This is a genomic window from Streptomyces sp. NBC_00873 (genome assembly GCF_045207415.1).
Lineage (GTDB): Bacteria > Actinomycetota > Actinomycetes > Streptomycetales > Streptomycetaceae > Streptomyces.
On record NZ_CP108803.1, the window covers coordinates 6,234,312 to 6,251,406 of the forward strand.

At 69.0% G+C, this 17,095-nt stretch carries 14 protein-coding genes; 11 read left to right on the forward strand and 3 right to left on the reverse strand.

What is annotated here, in order from left to right; translation table 11 throughout:
* Positions 1–108: 108 nt before the first annotated feature.
* The 6 genes from OH809_RS28725 (at position 109) to OH809_RS28750 (ending at position 7,516) form a co-directional block, all read left to right on the forward strand.
* A complete protein-coding gene (locus OH809_RS28725) occupies positions 109–2,154 on the forward strand; it encodes a hypothetical protein (protein WP_406419350.1) in 2,046 nt (681 codons plus the stop codon).
* 149 nt (positions 2,155–2,303) lie between these two features.
* Positions 2,304–3,521, forward strand: coding sequence for a glycosyltransferase family 2 protein (locus tag OH809_RS28730; RefSeq protein ID WP_406424931.1), 1,218 nt, complete (start codon positions 2,304–2,306; stop codon positions 3,519–3,521).
* 111 nt (positions 3,522–3,632) lie between these two features.
* Positions 3,633–4,703, forward strand: a complete 1,071-nt coding sequence (locus OH809_RS28735) for a glucose-1-phosphate thymidylyltransferase (RefSeq protein ID WP_406419348.1) — start codon at positions 3,633–3,635, stop codon at positions 4,701–4,703.
* A complete protein-coding gene (gene rfbB / locus OH809_RS28740; RefSeq protein WP_406419346.1) occupies positions 4,700–5,686 on the forward strand; it encodes a dTDP-glucose 4,6-dehydratase in 987 nt (328 codons plus the stop codon). Before OH809_RS28735 ends, rfbB begins: the two co-directional genes overlap by 4 nt.
* Positions 5,683–6,567 (forward strand): dTDP-4-dehydrorhamnose reductase, encoded by an 885-nt coding sequence (gene rfbD, locus OH809_RS28745; RefSeq protein WP_406419344.1) that lies wholly within the window; start codon positions 5,683–5,685, stop codon positions 6,565–6,567. Before rfbB ends, rfbD begins: the two co-directional genes overlap by 4 nt.
* Before the next feature lie 154 nt (positions 6,568–6,721).
* Entirely contained in the window at positions 6,722–7,516 is a 795-nt protein-coding gene (locus OH809_RS28750; protein ID WP_406419342.1) for a class I SAM-dependent methyltransferase, read from the forward strand.
* A gap of 165 nt (positions 7,517–7,681) precedes the next feature.
* Here the strand turns inward: OH809_RS28750 and rfbC are convergent, their stop codons facing one another.
* Together rfbC and OH809_RS28760 are read right to left on the reverse strand one after the other, a co-directional pair.
* Entirely contained in the window at positions 7,682–8,281 is a 600-nt protein-coding gene (gene rfbC, locus OH809_RS28755) for a dTDP-4-dehydrorhamnose 3,5-epimerase (protein WP_406419340.1), read from the reverse strand.
* A 52-nt stretch (positions 8,282–8,333) separates the two neighbouring features.
* Positions 8,334–10,373 (reverse strand): glycosyltransferase family 2 protein, encoded by a 2,040-nt coding sequence (locus OH809_RS28760; protein WP_406419339.1) that lies wholly within the window; start codon positions 10,371–10,373, stop codon positions 8,334–8,336.
* 393 nt (positions 10,374–10,766) lie between these two features.
* Here OH809_RS28760 and proB point away from each other — a divergent pair, with 393 nt between their 5' ends.
* From proB to OH809_RS28785, 5 genes are all read left to right on the forward strand, one after another.
* The gene (gene proB / locus OH809_RS28765; RefSeq protein ID WP_406419337.1) at positions 10,767–11,873 is read left to right on the forward strand and encodes a glutamate 5-kinase; all 1,107 of its coding nucleotides are present in this window, start codon (positions 10,767–10,769) and stop codon (positions 11,871–11,873) included.
* 142 nt (positions 11,874–12,015) lie between these two features.
* Positions 12,016–12,528 (forward strand): hypothetical protein, encoded by a 513-nt coding sequence (locus OH809_RS28770; RefSeq protein WP_406419335.1) that lies wholly within the window; start codon positions 12,016–12,018, stop codon positions 12,526–12,528.
* Positions 12,529–12,607: 79 nt separating this feature from the next.
* Complete coding sequence (locus OH809_RS28775; protein WP_406419333.1) at positions 12,608–13,891, forward strand: glutamate-5-semialdehyde dehydrogenase; 1,284 nt, start codon at positions 12,608–12,610, stop codon at positions 13,889–13,891.
* Positions 13,892–13,956: 65 nt separating this feature from the next.
* Positions 13,957–14,562, forward strand: coding sequence for a hypothetical protein (locus OH809_RS28780; RefSeq protein WP_406419331.1), 606 nt, complete (start codon positions 13,957–13,959; stop codon positions 14,560–14,562).
* Between the two features lie 227 nt (positions 14,563–14,789).
* A complete protein-coding gene (locus tag OH809_RS28785; RefSeq protein WP_406419330.1) occupies positions 14,790–15,932 on the forward strand; it encodes a hypothetical protein in 1,143 nt (380 codons plus the stop codon).
* Here OH809_RS28785 and OH809_RS28790 read toward each other — a convergent pair.
* Positions 15,877–16,986, reverse strand: coding sequence for a M48 family metallopeptidase (locus OH809_RS28790; protein WP_406419328.1), 1,110 nt, complete (start codon positions 16,984–16,986; stop codon positions 15,877–15,879). The two genes, OH809_RS28785 and OH809_RS28790, sit on opposite strands and share 56 nt — an antisense overlap.
* Positions 16,987–17,095 lie beyond the last annotated feature (109 nt).

The window sequence follows — 17,095 nt, forward strand, 5'->3', positions numbered from 1 at the left end:
CCCCTGCTGTCGCTCCGTGCGAACCGCAGGGGTCCGAATTCGTGAAGGTCTTCTTCACATTTCCCTCGTAAGGTAAAAAGTCGGCACCCTTTTCGGAAGCGGTACTTCGTGATTTCGAAAGCCATTCGCTTGGCTCGTGTGGGCAGCGGTTCGGAGCTGGCCGCCGCGCTCTCCATGGCTCTGGGGTTCCCGTGCATAATGCTCGCGGCGATAATCCCCAATCTGTGGTTCTTCATCGTGGCAGCAGCGGTGACGTATCTGGCCGACCGGTATCTGCACCATTGCGGCAGCTACCTGATCAACCGCCTGACCGCCGTCCGAGCCGGGCTCTCGATCCGTTTCCTGGTGCGCCAACTGCTGTTGATCCTGCTGCTCTCCCGCATGGGATACGGCGAGATGACGCTCTTCTACGTGACGATCGCCTGCCTGCTGACCTTCTACGGTCTCCAGGCGCCGCAGGGCGCGATGGTCGCCCTCATCCGGCTGCGCCGCAAGCTTCCGGTGGTCACCCGCAACGTCGACCTCGAAGCCGCACGGATTCCGGACGCCCCGCCGCAGCTGCTGATGAACCGGCCTGCGGAGAAGATGCTGCATCTGGACGTCTTCGCGATGGTCGGCGTCCTGGCCGCGATCGAGACCGGCAGGCACGGGCTCGCCTACGTGGGACTCGTGCTCACGCTCGTCCTCGCGGTCGGCTATCTGGCAGCGCTCCTTCCGCATGTCCGGCCGAGCCGCCTCGCGCCGTCCGACGCCAAGGTGCTCAAGGCCGTGGGCGACTGGCTCGGTGAGTACCAGCCGACGGTGATGCTGTACTTCTCCGGCTCGAAGGAATCGGCCTACCAGGTCAATATGTGGCTGGAAACGATGGGGCAGCTCGGCGGTCGGCCGCTCATCCTGCTGCGGGAGCGCACCATGGTCCCGCAGCTGAACACGACCTCGGTGCCGGTACTCTGCGTACCCGGTGGCGTGCACCTGATGAACCTGAACCTGTCATCGGTGCGGGTCGCGCTCTACGCCGCCAACGTCGGCAAGAACATCCACCTGCTGCGGGTGCCGACCATGAAGCACGTCTTCATCGGCCACGGCGACAGCGACAAGCTCGCCAGCGTCAACCCGTACAGCAAGGTCTACGACGAGGTGTGGACCGCGGGCCGGGCCGGCCGCGACCGTTACGCGCTGGCCGATGTCGGCGTACGGGACGAGGACATCGTCGAGGTGGGCCGTCCCCAGCTGGCCACCATCAAGCCGTGGACCGGCGCGCCGAAGAACCCGATCCCGACCGTGCTGTACGCGCCCACCTGGGAGGGCTGGGACGACAACCCGGGGAACACCTCGCTGCTGCTGGCCGGCGAGAACATCGTCCGGCGGCTGCTGGAGGCCGAGCCGCCGGTCCGGCTGCTGTACAAGCCGCACCCCTTCACCGGTACCCGCAGCCGCGCGGCCAAGGCCGTGGATCTGCGCATCACCGCGATGATCGAGGAGGCCGCCGCCAAGCGGGCCACCGACCCGCGCTGGGCGACGGAATCGGCCGCCCTGCAGGGTGAGCGCGCCGCGGCGCAGTCCGAGCTGGCCCGCATCGAGGCGCAGCTGGCCGCGGAGCCGAGCGGCGGCCGGGTGGCCCGGGACGAGGCGGAGCTCTCCCGGGACTCGCTCGCGGACCCGGCGCGCGAGGCCGAGACCGCGAAGCTGAAGGACGAGTGGAACGCCGCGTTCTGGCGCTCGCTGGGCTGGTGGAAGCACAAGGTCATCTCCGGCTCCCAGATGCGTCTGTACGACTGCTTCAACGAGTCGGACGCCATGGTCTCGGACATCTCCAGCGTGGTGTCCGACTTCATCGCGAGCGGCAAGCCGTACGCGGTCACGGACTCGGCCGAGCTGGGCGAGGACGAGTTCCGTCGGCAGAACACCGCGGTGCGTGCCGCAGTGGTCCTCTCCCACGCCGCGACCGAGCTGGATGCCCTCCTCGGCGCGGTGGTCGACGAGAGCGCGGACGCGCTGGCGGACGCCCGGCGTGAACTGAAGCAGTATCTGCTCGGCCCGGACGAGCCCACGTCCATGGTGCAGTTCGATGCGGCCGTGACGGCGCTCGCCGCCAAGTCGCAGGCTCGGAACACCGGTGTGGCGATCAGCCTGGGCGAGCCCGTGAACGGCTGAAAATCGCCGCAACCTATACAGGTTCACCGAGGCCCGGCAAACACCCTGAGAGGGGGGTGCCGGGCCTTTGTGATGAGTGTCACTATTCACGCGTTGAGTGTTGGGCAACCAACGGGTGGCATCGACTGTCTTCTGTGGGTGTGAACGAGATGCAAATTCCTGACGTGACGGTGATCGTCGGAGCGTACGAGGCAATGCCGTACCTCGTCCGCTGTCTTGAGTCCGTGGAGTCCCAGACCATCGGCGCCGGCCGGGTCGAAATTGTCGCGGTCGACGACGGCTCGACCGATGGCACCGGCGAATACCTTGAGGAATTCGCCGCCCGCTCCGCAGTGTCGACGACAGTGGTGCGTCAGGCGAACTCCGGCGGCCCGAGCGGCCCGCGCAACGTGGGTCTCGGCAGGGCACGCGGCCGCTATGTCTTCTTCCTCGACGCCGACGACTACCTCGGCGACGAGGCCCTGGAGCGGATGGTCACCACGGCCGACCGGGCCGGCACCGATGTGGTGCTCGGGAAAGTGGTCGGCGTCAACCGGGGAGCGCCCCAGTCGATGTGGACCGCCACCAAGGACCGGGTCGACGTATACAACTCCAAAGTCATTTACACGCTGAGCGCGCAGAAGCTCTTCCGGCGGGAATTGCTGGAACGGCTCGCGCTGCGATTCGACGAAGATCTCCGGACCGGTGAGGATGCCCTCTTCACTATGGAGGCCTATCTGCGAGGCGCCGGGATCTCCGTGATCTCCGACTACATCTGCTATTACCTGGTCGGCCGCGACGACGGAAAGCACGTCACCAGGAGCGGCACCTATGAATGGCGCTTCGATTCCATGCGGGCGATGATGGACCTCATCCACCGGCTCGAACCCGCAGGTCCGAAGCGGGATTTCCTGATGATCCGGCCTTTCACGGTCGGCATGCTGCAGCAGTTCGGTCCTCGCGTGCTCAAGGAGTCGCCGGAGGTGCGTCGCCACAAGATGGAGCTCGCGGCGCCCCTGATGGACGCCTACTGGAACGACGGCGTGGCCCGGCGGATCAAGGTGGCCGAGCGGCTGCGGCTCGCCTGCGTCGCCAAGGGGCGTGCCGATCTGCTCGTCGACCACCTGAAGTTCCTCCGGGCGAAGACCCTTCCGGACGTGATCCCTTCGCGCGGGGGCGACAAGGTCTATCTCGCGTACCCGCACTTCCGCGACCGGTCGGCCGGGCTCCCCGACTCCACTTTCGAGGTCACCGTGCCCGACTGGCACGGCGGCAAGCGCATCGAGCAGCCCAGGGCCGCGGCTCGCCGGGCGTCGCTCTCCCAGCGGGTGGCGCGCCGTATGCGCAGGGACGTGCGGCGCTTGAAGTTGCGCCTGAGCACGGGCTGAACGGCCCTCCGGTCCGCGGATTCACCCGAATCGCAGGGAGATTCTCAGTAAAATCGCCCAGAAGGTCGCACCGCGCGACAGGACCGACATCTCACCATGAGGACTGGTCACGTGAAGGCTCTCGTACTGTCCGGAGGGGCGGGCACCCGCCTCCGTCCCATCACGCACACCTCGGCCAAACAGCTGGTCCCCGTGGCGAACAAGCCGGTGCTCTTCTACGGCCTGGAAGCGATCGCGGAGGCCGGCATCACCGAAGTCGGCATCATCGTGGGCGACACCGCCGAGGAGATCCGCGAGGCGGTCGGCGACGGTTCCCGGTTCGGTCTCGATGTCACCTACATCCCGCAGGCCGAGCCGCTCGGGCTCGCGCACGCGGTGCTGATCGCCCGTGACTTCCTGGGCGACGACGACTTCGTGATGTACCTCGGTGACAACTTCATCGTCGGCGGGATCGCCGGTCTGGTCGAGGAGTTCCGCGCGGACCGGCCCGAGGCCCAGATCCTGCTGACCCGGGTGCCCAATCCGACCGCGTTCGGTGTCGCCGAACTCGACGGCGACGGCCGGGTGGTGGCTCTGGAGGAGAAGCCGAAGAGGCCCAAGAGCGATCTTGCGCTCGTCGGCGTCTATCTCTTCACACCCGCCGTCCACGAGGCGGTGCGCTCGATCCAGCCTTCCTGGCGCGGCGAGCTGGAGATCACGCACGCCATCCAGTGGCTGATCGATCAGCGGCGCGACGTCCGATCCACCACGATCCGCGGGTACTGGAAGGACACCGGCAATGTCACCGACATGCTGGAGGTCAACCGAACCGTGCTGGAGACCGTCGAGCCGTCCGTCGAGGGCGCCGACGTCGACGACGACAGCGAGATCATCGGCCGGGTCCGGATCGAGGCGGGCGCCAAGGTCACCGGCAGCCGGATCGTCGGTCCCGTGATCATCGGGGCGGGATCGGTGATCAGCGACGCGTACGTCGGCCCGTTCACCTCGATCGCGCAGAACTGCCGGATCGAGGACAGCGAGATCGAGTACTCCATCGTTCTGCAGGGCGCCTCCATCGCCGGTGTCCGCCGCGTCGAGGCATCGCTCATCGGCCATGACGTCGAAGTGACCCCCGCGCCCCGATCCCCGTCCGCCCACCGACTCGTGCTCGGCGACCACAGCAAGGTGCAGATCTCTTCATGACGACCAACATCCTGGTGACCGGTGGGGCCGGCTTCATCGGTTCGCACTACGTCCGAACGGTGCTCGGCCCGCAGGGGCCCGGCGATGTCGCCGTGACCGTGCTCGACAAGCTCACCTACGCGGGCAACCCGGCCAATCTCGACGAGGTCCGCGAGCACCCCGGCTTCGCCTTCGTGCAGGGCGACATCTGCGACCCCGAGCTGGTCTCCAAGCTGATGGCCGAGCACGACGAGGTGGTGCACTTCGCCGCCGAGTCGCATGTGGACCGGTCCATCGACGGCGGTGCCGAGTTCGTCCGTACGAATGTGGTGGGCACCCACACCCTGATCCACGCCGCACACCTGGCGGGCATCAGGACCTTCGTGCACATCTCCACCGACGAGGTCTACGGTTCGATCGACGAGGGCTCCTGGCCCGAGACCGACCCGCTGGCGCCCAACTCGCCGTACTCCGCGGCCAAGGCGTCCAGCGACCTGATCGCCCTCTCGTACCACCGCACCCACGGCCTCGATGTGCGGGTGACCCGTTGCTCCAACAACTACGGGCACCACCACTTCCCCGAGAAGGTCATCCCGCTGTTCGTCACGAACCTGCTGGACGGCCGGACGGTCCCGCTGTACGGAGACGGCGCCAACGTCCGCGACTGGCTGCACATCGACGACCATGTGCAGGGCATCGAGCTGGTCCGTACGAAGGGCCGGGCCGGCGAGGTCTACAACATCGGCGGCGGGACCGAGCTCTCCAACAAGGAACTCACCGGCCTGCTGCTGGACGCCTGCGGCGCCGACTGGGACACCAGCGTCACCTACGTCGAGGACCGCAAGGGCCACGACCGCCGCTACTCGGTCGACTGCACGAAGATCAGCGAGGAGCTCGGCTACGAGCCCCGCAAGGACTTCCGCACCGGACTCGCGGAAACCGTGCAGTGGTACCGCGACAACCGTGCCTGGTGGGAGCCGCTGAAGAGCCGGGCCGCCCTGTGAGCGCCGGCTGGCTGGTGACCGGAGCCGCCGGGATGCTCGGCCAGGATGTCCTGGCCCGGCTCGCCGGCGAGGGCCTCACCGCGGTCGCCGCCGACCGCGGGGCCATGGACATCACCGCCCCCGCCTCGGTGCGGGCGGGCTTCGAGCGGCACCGCCCCGCCGTTGTCGTGAACTGCGCCGCCTGGACCGCCGTCGACGACGCCGAGTCCCAGGAGGACGCGGCGCTGCGGGTCAACGGCACAGGCCCGGAGGTCCTCGCCACCGCCTGCCGCGAGTACGGCACGGTCCTCCTCCAGGTCTCCACCGATTACGTCTTCGCCGGGGACGCCGAGAAGCCGTACCCGGAGGACGCCACGACCCGCCCGCGCAGCGCCTACGGGCGGACCAAACTGGCGGGGGAGCGTGCGGTCCTGGAGACCCTTCCGGACACCGGTTACGTTGTCCGCACCGCCTGGCTGTACGGCGCGGGCGGCCCCAACTTCGTTCGTACGATGATCAAACTGGAGGGAGTCAAGGACACCCTCGACGTGGTCGACGACCAGCACGGACAGCCCACCTGGACCGCCGATCTGGCAGGCCTGCTGGTCCGGCTTGGGCAGGCCGCCCTGGCAGGGACCGCCCCCGCGGGCGTCTACCACGGCACCAGCGGTGGTGAGACGACCTGGTTCGGCTTCACCCGGGAGATCTTCCGGCTGCTGGGCGCCGACCCGGCACGCGTCCGCCCCACCACCAGCGACGCCTTCGTCCGGCCGGCGCCCCGGCCCGCGTTCAGCGTGCTCGGGCACGACCGCTGGGCGGCGGCCGGAATGGAACCGGTCCGCGACTGGCGGGAGGCGCTGGCGGAGGCATTTCCGGCACTGCTCCGAGCGGAACGCCCTTGATCATCCAATGATCGTATCGACATCTGGTCTTCTGTATTCCGCGTGTGGGAGACCACAGGTGTTAACACTGGAAGAATGCTTACGCCACCGTGCATTCATAGGGTAACTTCGCCGGGAATCGGACCAGTTGATTTCTGTCGAAGGGCCGCTCCACGTGAACCGCCATGAGTTCCTGCGTCACATGCACCGCATCTACCGGCCCCGGAACTATCTGGAGATCGGGGTCAACGACGGCAGAAGCCTGGCCCTTTCGCGGGTGCCCTCCGTCGCCGTCGACCCGGCCTTCCGCGTAGTGACGGACATCAGCTGCGACGTCCACCTGGTCAAGGCGACGAGCGACGACTTCTTCGCCCGCAAGGACCCGCTGCTCCACCTCCGCAACGGCCGCAACCCGTTCCGCGCACTCGCCCGCCGGGACCCGCTCAACGTGCTCGGCGGGGACCCCAAGCTGGAACTCTCCTTCATCGACGGCATGCACCTCTTCGAGTACGCGCTGCGCGACTTCATGAACGTCGAACGGCACTCCCGCTGGTCGAGCGTGATCGTTCTTGACGACATGCTGCCGCGCAATGTCGATGAGGCGGCCCGGGACCGGCACACCAAATTCTGGACCGGCGATGTCTACAAGGTGGTGCAGGTGCTGCGCCGTTACCGCCCCGACCTGGTGGTCGTCGAGATCGATACGGCACCGACGGGAGTGGTCGCCGTATTCGGTGCCGATCCGGAGAGCGACATTCTGAAGAACGCGTACGACAAGATCATCGAGGAGTACGTCGTACCCGATCCGCAGGATGTGCCCGAAGAGGTGCTGGTGCGCAAGACCGCGGTCCGGCCCGAGACGCTGCTCGGAGCCGACTTCTGGCCCGCGCTGACCCGGGCCCGCAATCTGCGCCGTCCCCGCTCGGCGTTCACGCCGCTGCGCGGGCGTATCGAGGCCGTCGCGGGCTGACGGCCTGGACGGAGAAAGCCCCCGTGATCCTTCCCCGGACCACGGGGGCTTTTGCTGCGCTGCCGCCGGTTCAGAGGCTGTCGGGCTACCTCTGATCGGGCGGTCGTGCCCTGGCACGCACGCTCGCCCCGCCCGCTTCCCGATCGAAGGTGGCCCGACAGCCTCTCAGCCCCGGCCGCGCAGCTCTGCGTAGTACGCCCGGCACGCCTCGTACGAGGGAAGCAGGCCCTGCTTCTCCGCCTCGGCCAGCGAGGGGGCGGCGGCGTCCTTCTCCGAGAGCAGCGGGGTGATGCCCTCGGGCCACTCGATCGACAGTTCCGGGTCGAGCGGGTCGATGCCGTGCTCACGACCGGGCGCGTACCCCTCGGAGCACAGATAGACAACTGTCGCGTCGTCCGTCAGCGCCATGAACGAGTGGCCGAGCCCCTCGGCGAGGTAGACCGCGTGATGGTCCATGTCGTCGAGGCGCACGGCCTCCCACTGCTTGTACGTGGGGGAGCCGACCCGGATGTCCACGATGACGTCGAGCACCGCGCCGCGCACGCACTTGACGTACTTCGCCTGGCTCGGCGGCACATCGGCGAAGTGGATACCGCGCAGCGTGCCGCGGCGGGAGACCGAGAAATTGGCCTGGGCGAGCTGCAGACCGTGGCCCGCGGCCTCGCTGAGCTCGGAGGCCCTGAACCATTCGTGGAAGCTGCCGCGACTGTCAGGGAAGACCTTCGGCTCATGCACCCAGGCGCCTTCGAGAGAGAGCTGCCGCATGCGATCACGTCCTTGTTCCGTGCTGGCTGAGGGGGTGGTCCGGGATCCCGGATCAGCGGGTGAATCGGGCGGCCAGGCGACGCGCCCGCTTGCGGCCGCCGGGCGGGAGCCTGCGGACGAGCGGGCCGCCGACCGTGCGCAGCGCCCGCCGCAGCGCCGCCTTCCGGCGCTGCGTGCCGACCTCCGCCATGATCGCGGCGTCGACCTCGGGCAGGGCCGGGTCGAGGTGGATCCGGCCGCGGCCGCCGACGGTGACGTTGCAGAGAGGGAGCGCGGGACCGCCCTCGCCATCGAGCCGGACCGACAGCTTCCAGTTGCCCGCCGCGACGCCCCGCGCACGTCCGGGCACCGTCAGATGGGCGCGGCCCTCGGTGGGGTGCAGCGAGGTCCGTACCGTGCGGACGGCGCCGGTTGTCCCGTCGGCCGGGCTCAGGACCAGCTGGGCGCCGGAGACGGCGGTGGCAGCGGTGGTGAAGAGGTCCAGCCGCAGCTCCGGCCGGCTGCCCGGCGTGCGCAGCACCGGACGGCCCGCGAGATGGTCGGCCAGCTTCTTGCTGCGGCGGGCGACATCGAGCGTGAGGTTGCCGTGCGGATCGGTGAAGTACGGGATGACGGCGCGCGCCGGGGACCCGAGGGAGGCGGGCAGACAGGCGGCGTCCACGCCTTCGCCGCGGTCGGCGCCGAGCCGGGCCTTGCGGACCAGACCCAGTCCGCGCAGTGGCACCCAGACGTCCCAGAAGCCGCGCGACACCCGTCCGCGACCCTTGACCGCCTCGGCGGACAGATGGCCGCTGCCGTGCAGGACGACTTCGCAGACGTCGTCGCCGAGCTCTTCCAGCTCCGTGGTGAACGTCGCGGGGCAGGGCCACTCGACGGCCGTCTCGCGGTTGCGGAGCGAGAGTTCGGCGGAGAAGCCGTCGAGGTCGTCGGTGATGTCCAGCAGTCCGCCGTCGGCCTGCAGCCCGTCGGCGAGCTCGGGGTGCAGGTAGTAGCGGCCGTCGCGGCGCAGTAGCCGCACCGGGGCCCGGTCCTCGCCGTGGACCAGCCGGGCGCTGACGGTGATCGCGATCCTGCCGTCCGGCTGCCAGGCGAACGTCTCCAGCCGTGCCGCCGCCGTGACGGACGAGGCGAAACGCGCGATGCGGAGGAGACCCTGCCGGTCGTTCTCGCGCAGCAGTGTGGACCGCGCCCGCAGGACCGGACCCAGGCCGTCGTGCACTCCGTCGCCCATGAAGTCCGTGGCCAGCGGCCGGATGGCGTCGCACATCTCGTCGTAGAACTCCGGCTGGTAGCGCAGCACCGCCGGCTCGCTGAGCCGGCTGAGCATCTCGACGCGGTAGAAGCGGCGCAGCAGCCGGTCCCGGAATTCTCCCGGTTCCGTATGGGCCATGACGACATCCAGGACCTCGCGGAGGTTCCCGTAGTAGCCGGACGGCACGATCCTCGTCGATCCGGCGTTCTTGCCGTCGTCCCGCTTCGAGTAGTAGTAGCAGGTGTACGTGCCCAGGATGGAGACGACCTTGGCCGGGAAGTACGCCTGCATCATGTAGAGCTGGTCCTCCAGCCGGCGCTTCCCCTCGGGGTAGGCGATGCCGTTCGCACGGAGGAATTCCGTACGAAACATCTTGTGCGGCGTGAGGCTGTCGTACAGCGGGGCGTCGTGCAGGGTGCACTTCTCGCGGTTCGTCTTGAACACGCCGTGCGGGACACCGCGGAAGTTGCTGGCCACCTTGCCGATGACAATGTCCGAGCCGTTGCGTCGGCCCATGTCGTACAGCCGCTCCAGGGCGCCGGAGGCGAGATGGTCGTCCTGGTCCAGGAACTGGACGTACTCACCCTTCGCCTCGGCCACCCCGATGTTGCGGGGCTTTCCCGGCCAGCCGGAATTAGGGATGGTGATCACCCGGAAATGAGGATGCTCAGCGGCCAGCTGTTTGAGGCGGTCAGGAGTGTCGTCCGTCGACCCGTCGTTGACGAAGAGGACTTCGAACTCCTGTGCTGGCAGGGTCTGCCGCAGGAGCGAGTCGATGCAGGGTTCGATGAACCTGCCCGGGTTGTATACCGGAATGACGACACTTACTTTAACTGGCATCGCTACTGTCCCATGGCTGATAGAGGCCCTTTGAGCCGGCGGCGGGTGCAGGTCCGCGCGCTGCGGAAAACGGCGATACAGCACCACCTGCCGTGCACCCTATCGATTGTTGGATGGACGACGTGTCCGGATGGTTGCCTGGGGCGGCGGTCAATGATTCGGCCGCCGAAAGGTGCGTACGGATTTGCGAATCATTTGATATGACCGCTGGCACTGTGGCGCTCCTCGGAGCAGCCGGTCTCCGCTCAATGTCCGAAAAAGGGAGAGCGGAGTCCGAATATCGGGAACGCCCGTTCCGTCCGGCGCCCCACCCGACTCGCGTACCCTGACGGCCAGGAGGCGCAGCCGACGGCGAGGACGGGGACAGTGCACGTGGCAGGGGCAAGGCAGAGCGTGACCGAGGCGCGCAGGATCGTGGTCAAGGTCGGGTCCTCGTCCCTCACCACCGCGGCCGGGGGCCTCGACGCCGACCGGGTCGACGCACTCGTCGATGTGCTCGCCAAGGTCAGGAGCGGCGGGGAGAAGGAGATCGTCCTCGTCTCCTCCGGTGCCATCGCGGCCGGACTCGCCCCGCTCGGCCTGGTGCGCCGGCCCAAGGACCTGGCCAGGCAGCAGGCCGCGGCCAGCGTGGGCCAGGGGCTGCTCGTCGCCCGCTACACTGCCTCCTTCGCGCGGTACGGCGTACGCGTCGGCCAGGTGCTGCTGACCAGCAACGACACCAGTCGCCGCGCCCACTACCGCAACGCCTACCGCACCCTGGACCAGCTCCTGGACATGGGTGCGCTCCCGATCGTCAACGAGAACGACACCGTGGCCACCGACGAGATCCGGTTCGGCGACAACGACCGGCTCGCCGCGCTCGTCGCCCACCTCGTCCGCGCCGACCTGCTGGTCCTCCTCTCCGACGTCGACGGTCTCTACGACGGCGACCCCAGCACCCCCGGCACCACACGCATCGCCGAGGTGACGGGCTCCGCCGACCTGGCGGGCGTCACCATCGGCAGCGCCGGAAAGGCGGGCGTCGGCACCGGCGGCATGGTCACCAAGGTCGAAGCCGCCCGGATCGCCACGGCCGCCGGGGTGCCGGTCGTGCTGACCTCCGCGAGCCGCGCCGCCGACGCCCTCGCGGGCCGCGACACCGGTACGTACTTCCGCCGCACCGGACGCCGCTCGGCCGACCGGTTGCTCTGGCTGGCCCACGCCTCCACCCCGCAGGGATGGCTGACCCTGGACGACGGGGCCGTACGGGCCGTCGTCGAGCGCCACAGCTCGCTCCTGCCGGCCGGGATCGCCGCGGTCGAGGGCGAGTTCACCGCGGGGGACCCGGTGGAGCTGCGCGACCTGCGCGGCCGCCCCGTGGCCCGCGGACTCGTCAACTTCGACGCCAAGGAGATTCCGCAACTGCTCGGGCGCTCCACCCGTGACCTGGCACGCGAGCTCGGGCCGGCATACGAGCGCGAGGTCGTACACAGGGACGATCTGGTCCTCCTGCACCACTGACCGGCTCCTGAATCGGCTGAAAGTCCGGACTTCCGGCAGAGACCTTCATGAAAACCGCCCCACGCCCGGCCCGGGACTGGTCAACTTTGTAACGGGGACACAGCGGGGTACAGCACAGCAACGCATTCACAGGAGGCCGCCGGTGAGACGAGCGCGCCCGGGGACGCCGCCCCGAGCAACGGGTGGCCGCACCCTGACCAGCGTCGGAGCAGGTGCCGGCTTCGACGGGAACCGGCCCGCGGACAGGACCGTCGACGGGGCCACCGACGGAACCACCAGCCCCGAGCCGGTGGGGGTGAAGGAGGAACGCACCCAATCGAAGCTGTGGCACATCACGCTCAGCGTCTCGGGCAATGAGACTCCGCTGAAGGAGGTCAGACGCTGTCTGGAACAGCTCGCGCACGACCACCCCTTCCTGCTGACCAGCCGGTACGCCAACGATCACGCGGAGATCCGCTACTGGGAGGAGGCCCGCGATCTGCACGACGCGGCGGCGGTCGCGCTGCGGCTGTGGGGCGAACACCGCTCCAGCGCCAAACTGCCGCCCTGGGAGATCGTCGGCCTGGAGGTCATCGACCGGGAGACATACCACCAGCGGATCGCCGAGGGATACGGGCCGCCGCCGGCTGCACCGGTCGGCGTCCACCCGTACTGAACCGGCCCGTCCTGGGACGGTTGTCTCGCATCACGGGATACGTGAGGAATGCCCGCAGCGTGCGCACTACCCTGCGGGCATGACCACGCTTTCGCCGTACGACAACATGTCCCCGGTCGCCCAGGCCGCCTACCGGGCACGCTCTGCCGCCGCCGACATCGCGCCACTGCCGCGTGCGGCCAAGGACGACGCGCTGCTGGCGATCGCGGACGCGCTGGAAGTGCGGACGAGCGAGATCGTCGAGGCCAACGCCGAGGACGTCGCCCGCGCCCGCGAGGCCGGCACCAGCGAGTCGATCGTCGACCGGCTCACCCTCACCCCCGAGCGGATCCGGGCCATCGCCGCCGATGTGCGGAACGTGGCGGCCCTGCCCGACCCGGTCGGCGAAGTGGTGCGTGGCTCGACCCTGCCCAACGGCATCGACCTGCGCCAGGTCCGGGTGCCGCTCGGTGTCGTCGGGATCATCTACGAGGCCCGGCCCAATGTGACGGTGGACGCCGCGGCGCTCTGCCTGAAGTCCGGCAACGCCGTCCTGCTGCGGGGCTCGTCATCCGCGTACGCCTCCAACACCGCGCTCGTCCGGGTGCTTCGCGACGCGGTCGGAGGTTCCGGCCTGCCGGCCGACGCGGTGCAGCTGGTGCCGGGCGAGAGCCGCGACTCGGTACGTGAACTGATGCGGGCCCGCGGTCTCGTCGACGTACTGATCCCGCGCGGCGGCGCCTCGCTGATCCGTACGGTCGTGGAGGAATCGACGGTTCCGGTCATTGAGACCGGAACCGGCAACTGCCACGTGTACGTGGACGCGCAGACCGACCTCGACATGGCCGTCGGCATCCTGATCAACTCCAAGGCCCAGCGCCCGAGCGTCTGCAACTCCGCCGAGACGCTGCTGGTCCACAAGGACATCGCCGCGGAGTTCCTTCCCCGGGCCCTGGACGCGCTGGCCGACGCAGGGGTGACGGTCCACGGTGACGAGCAGGTGCTGGAGTACGCCGACGGGTCCAAGGCCACCGTCGTGGCGGCGACGCCCGAGGACTGGGAGACCGAGTACCTCTCGTACGACATCGCGGCAGCCGTCGTCGAATCGCTGGACGCGGCGGTGGCACACATCCGGCTCTGGTCATCGGGCCACACCGAGGCGATCGTCACCACCTCGCAGGCCGCCGCCCGCCGGTTCACCCAACTGGTGGATTCCACGACGGTCACCGTAAATGCGTCCACCCGGTTCACCGACGGCGGGCAGTTCGGGTTCGGTGCGGAAATCGGGATCTCCACGCAGAAGCTGCATGCCAGGGGCCCGATGGGGCTGCCGGAGCTGACCTCGACGAAGTACATCGTGACCGGTGACGGTCACGTTCGGTGATCTCCGGCCCCGGTGATTTTGCGCTCTCCCTGCCCAAATCGACCCGCCGGGGCTACGCTGAAGTTGTGCCGGACGACGTGGGGGGCAGGCCGTTCCCGGACGGCTGGGAGCCCGACGACGACCGCGGGGGCGCGGACGAGGACTTCGCCTCCGTGGTGTTCGACGAGGACTTCGTCAGGGCTGCCGATTTCCATGAACCCACCGCGGTGGAGCGGCTGATGGCTGCTGCCGAGGCGCGTGCCGAGGCCGAGGCGGCCCGAGCCCGCGCAGGCGGCGGCCCCGGCGACGACGAGTTCTTCGACGACGGGTACGGCCCGGGCGGCGGCTACGGCCCCGGAAGCCCCTACGGCGACCCGATGGACCCCGACGGGCTGGGCGACTACGACAACGGCCCCTACGGGCGCCACGGCGGCGCCCTGCGCCCCTACCGGGGTGCCGCACGCTGGCACCGGCCGGTGGCCTGGCTGCTCGCGCTGCTGATGGGCATCGGCATGGTCGCGCTGGCCTTCAGCGCGGTCTACCGGGGCGCCTCCGCCAACCGGCAGGACCAGGTGCCACCGCCCGCCTCGACCGGCGTGGACAGCGCACCGGGTGTCGATGCCACCCCGTCCGCGTCCGCCCCCTCCGGCTATTCCCGGCCTGCGGTCTCCGCGGTGCCGCACACGCCCTGAAGCGAAGTCGCCCGGCGCATGAGAACCCGGCCCGAGTTCTCACCCGCCAGGGCGTTTACCTTCTTGGCAATCGACCTACTCTGAAGGTGTGACCCCTCCCCCCGGAGGGGGCTTCTCACTCGTCCGCACAGGCGAACTCGTGACGGACAAGCCCTGCCCGAGGCCTATCGGCCGAAGCAGAGCGTAGCGTGTCGGCCTCGGCCGGTGACGTGGAGTCGGGAGAAGTCATGGCAGGCCGTGAAGAACCGCCAGAAGGAGCGTCCGGGAACGCAGCCGGTGGCGGCGAGGACGAGTACCGATCCGTCGTCTTCGACGAGTCGTTCGTCCGTGCTGCCCGGCTCCAGGAATTCTCCGCCCAGGAACGCATGGGCGAGCACGCCCGCGCCGTACGCAGCCTCCCCGCCCGGCACCTGCGCACCGGCCCCCGGGCCCTCCTGGCCCTCGTCGTCCTGATAGCCCTGGCCTTCGCCGCAGCCGTCTACATGGGCTTCCGGCATCCGTACCAGGCGCCCGTCGGCCCACGGGCCGAGGCACTCCGCTCGACCGTCATACCCCTGGCGCCCCGCGGTGCCGTGCCCGGCGGCACGGCCGCCGGTCTCTTCGCCACCAGCCCCGCCGCACAGTTCCGGACAGGTGCCTCAGGCATCAACTTCCCGATGGTCCGGCAGACGGACAACTTCTCGGACAGTCAGGTGATCACCGCCCTCACCACGGTCAAGGACTACCTGGTCGCGTCCTCACTCGACCCCGGCGTCCTCACCGGCGGCGCGATACGGCCGGTGAAGCTCCTGCTCGACCCGGACCAGGTGCGTCAGTTCGACCGGAGCATGAGCCGGCCGGACGACGACGGGCAGCACGCCGCGGCCGGCTGGCTGGTGCGGTTCGACCCGGCGAAGGTGGCACTGGCCGACCCGGGCGTTCGCGTCCAGGGCACCCTGTCCTACTCGGAGGAGGGGTCCGGCACCCTGGAGGTGGTGTCGGACCACACCTTCACGTACGCCCTGCGCCCGGCCGTCTCCGGCCCCCAACAGGCAGGCGGCGTCTCCCTGTTCACCGTCCGGCGCGAGCTGCACTTCCGCTTCGACCGGGAGGACCTGCGGCTGCACCGGCTGGAGCTGCGGACCAGCTACGTCCAGGCCGGACCGCAGGCCTGCTCGGCCGACACGACCGGCGCACTGCGTCCGCTGCTCGCCGGCCAGCAGGCGGTATCCCGCGGACCGGCGGGCACCGACCCGTACGCCACGGGCAGGCCCGCTGGGGCGCTCTGCGGGGCGCTGGAGCTCAGCGCCCGCCCGTCCCGGGCTCCTGTGAGCTCTAGCTCTCCGGGTCTTCCGGCCCCGACTGCCGGGTCTCTTCGGAGCCACCCGTAGCGCCACCCTTGCCGGCCGAGCCACCGCCGCCGGTGAACTTGTCGCGGAGCTTGCCGCCCAGGTCCCCGGCGCCGCCCGCTATGTCGCCGACGAGCTTCATCAGCGGATCCTTGCTGGTGCGCACCGAATCGGCGTAATGCGAGGCGGACTCACGGAACGAGTCCGTTACCGAGGCGTCCTTGTCCTCGTCACGCCGCGGGTAGTGGCCATCCATGATCCGCTGGTAGTCGCGGCTCTCGGACCACTTCTTCAGCTCGGCAGCGCGCACCGTGGTGAACGGGTGGGAGCGGGGCAGCATATTGAGGATCTTGAGCACGGAGTCGCGCAGGTCGCCGCCCTTCTCGTACTCGTCCGCCTGGGCGAGGAAGGCGTCCACGTTCATCTCGTGCAGATGGTTGCCACCGGCGATCTTCATCAGGCCGCGCATCGACGCCTGCAGATCCTGGCCGACCAGCAGTCCCGCCCGGTCCGAGGAAAGCTCCGACTTGCGGAACCACTCGCGCAGCGCCGTCACGATCGCCATGATCGCGACATTGCCGAGCGGAATCCAGGCGACCTTCAGCGCAAGATTGGTGAGGAACAGCAGAATCGTGCGGTACACGGCGTGGCCGGAGAGGGCGTGTCCCACCTCGTGGCCGACGACCGCCCGCATCTCCTCCTCGTCGAGCAGCTCCACCAGCCCCGTCGTCACCACGATGATCGGCTCGTCGAGACCGATACACATGGCATTGGGCTTCGGGTCCTGGGTGACGTACATCGGCGGGACCTTCTCCAGGTCCAGGATGTAACAGGCGTCGCGCAGCATGTCGTTGAGATGGACGAACTGGGCGTCGCTCACCCGAACGGAGTCGGAGAGGAAGAGCAGCCGCAGACTGCGCTCGGGGAGCAGTCCGCTGAGGACCTTGAACACGGTGTCGAACCCGCTCAGCTTGCGCAGGGCCACCAGGGCCGAGCGGTCCGCCGGGTGTTCGTACGCCCGGGACGAGATGCCGGCGAAACGCCTGCGCTGCCTGCTCGGCACGTTCTCGTGACTCGTGTGGCTGCTGTCGGTCATGGATGGCCCCCTGTTCGTACGAGACGTCGCTCGCCCCCTGACAAATCCCAGCGTAGGTGCTGGGGCTACGGTGTGCGGGGGGCTGTGGATAACTGAGGAGACGCCCAAC

Excerpts from the sequence above, each read along its gene's own strand:
- OH809_RS28775 (WP_406419333.1), top strand. The coding sequence starts at position 12,608 with ATGACCACGCTTTCGCCGTACGACAACATGTCCCCGGTCGCCCAGGCC.
- rfbC (WP_406419340.1), bottom strand. The coding sequence starts at position 8,281 with ATGCGGCAGCTCTCTCTCGAAGGCGCCTGGGTGCATGAGCCGAAGGTC.
- OH809_RS28760 (WP_406419339.1), bottom strand. The coding sequence starts at position 10,373 with ATGCCAGTTAAAGTAAGTGTCGTCATTCCGGTATACAACCCGGGCAGG.
- OH809_RS28730 (WP_406424931.1), top strand. The coding sequence starts at position 2,304 with ATGCAAATTCCTGACGTGACGGTGATCGTCGGAGCGTACGAGGCAATG.
- rfbB (WP_406419346.1), top strand. The coding sequence starts at position 4,700 with ATGACGACCAACATCCTGGTGACCGGTGGGGCCGGCTTCATCGGTTCG.
- OH809_RS28785 (WP_406419330.1), top strand. The coding sequence starts at position 14,790 with ATGGCAGGCCGTGAAGAACCGCCAGAAGGAGCGTCCGGGAACGCAGCC.
- OH809_RS28790 (WP_406419328.1), bottom strand. The coding sequence starts at position 16,986 with ATGACCGACAGCAGCCACACGAGTCACGAGAACGTGCCGAGCAGGCAG.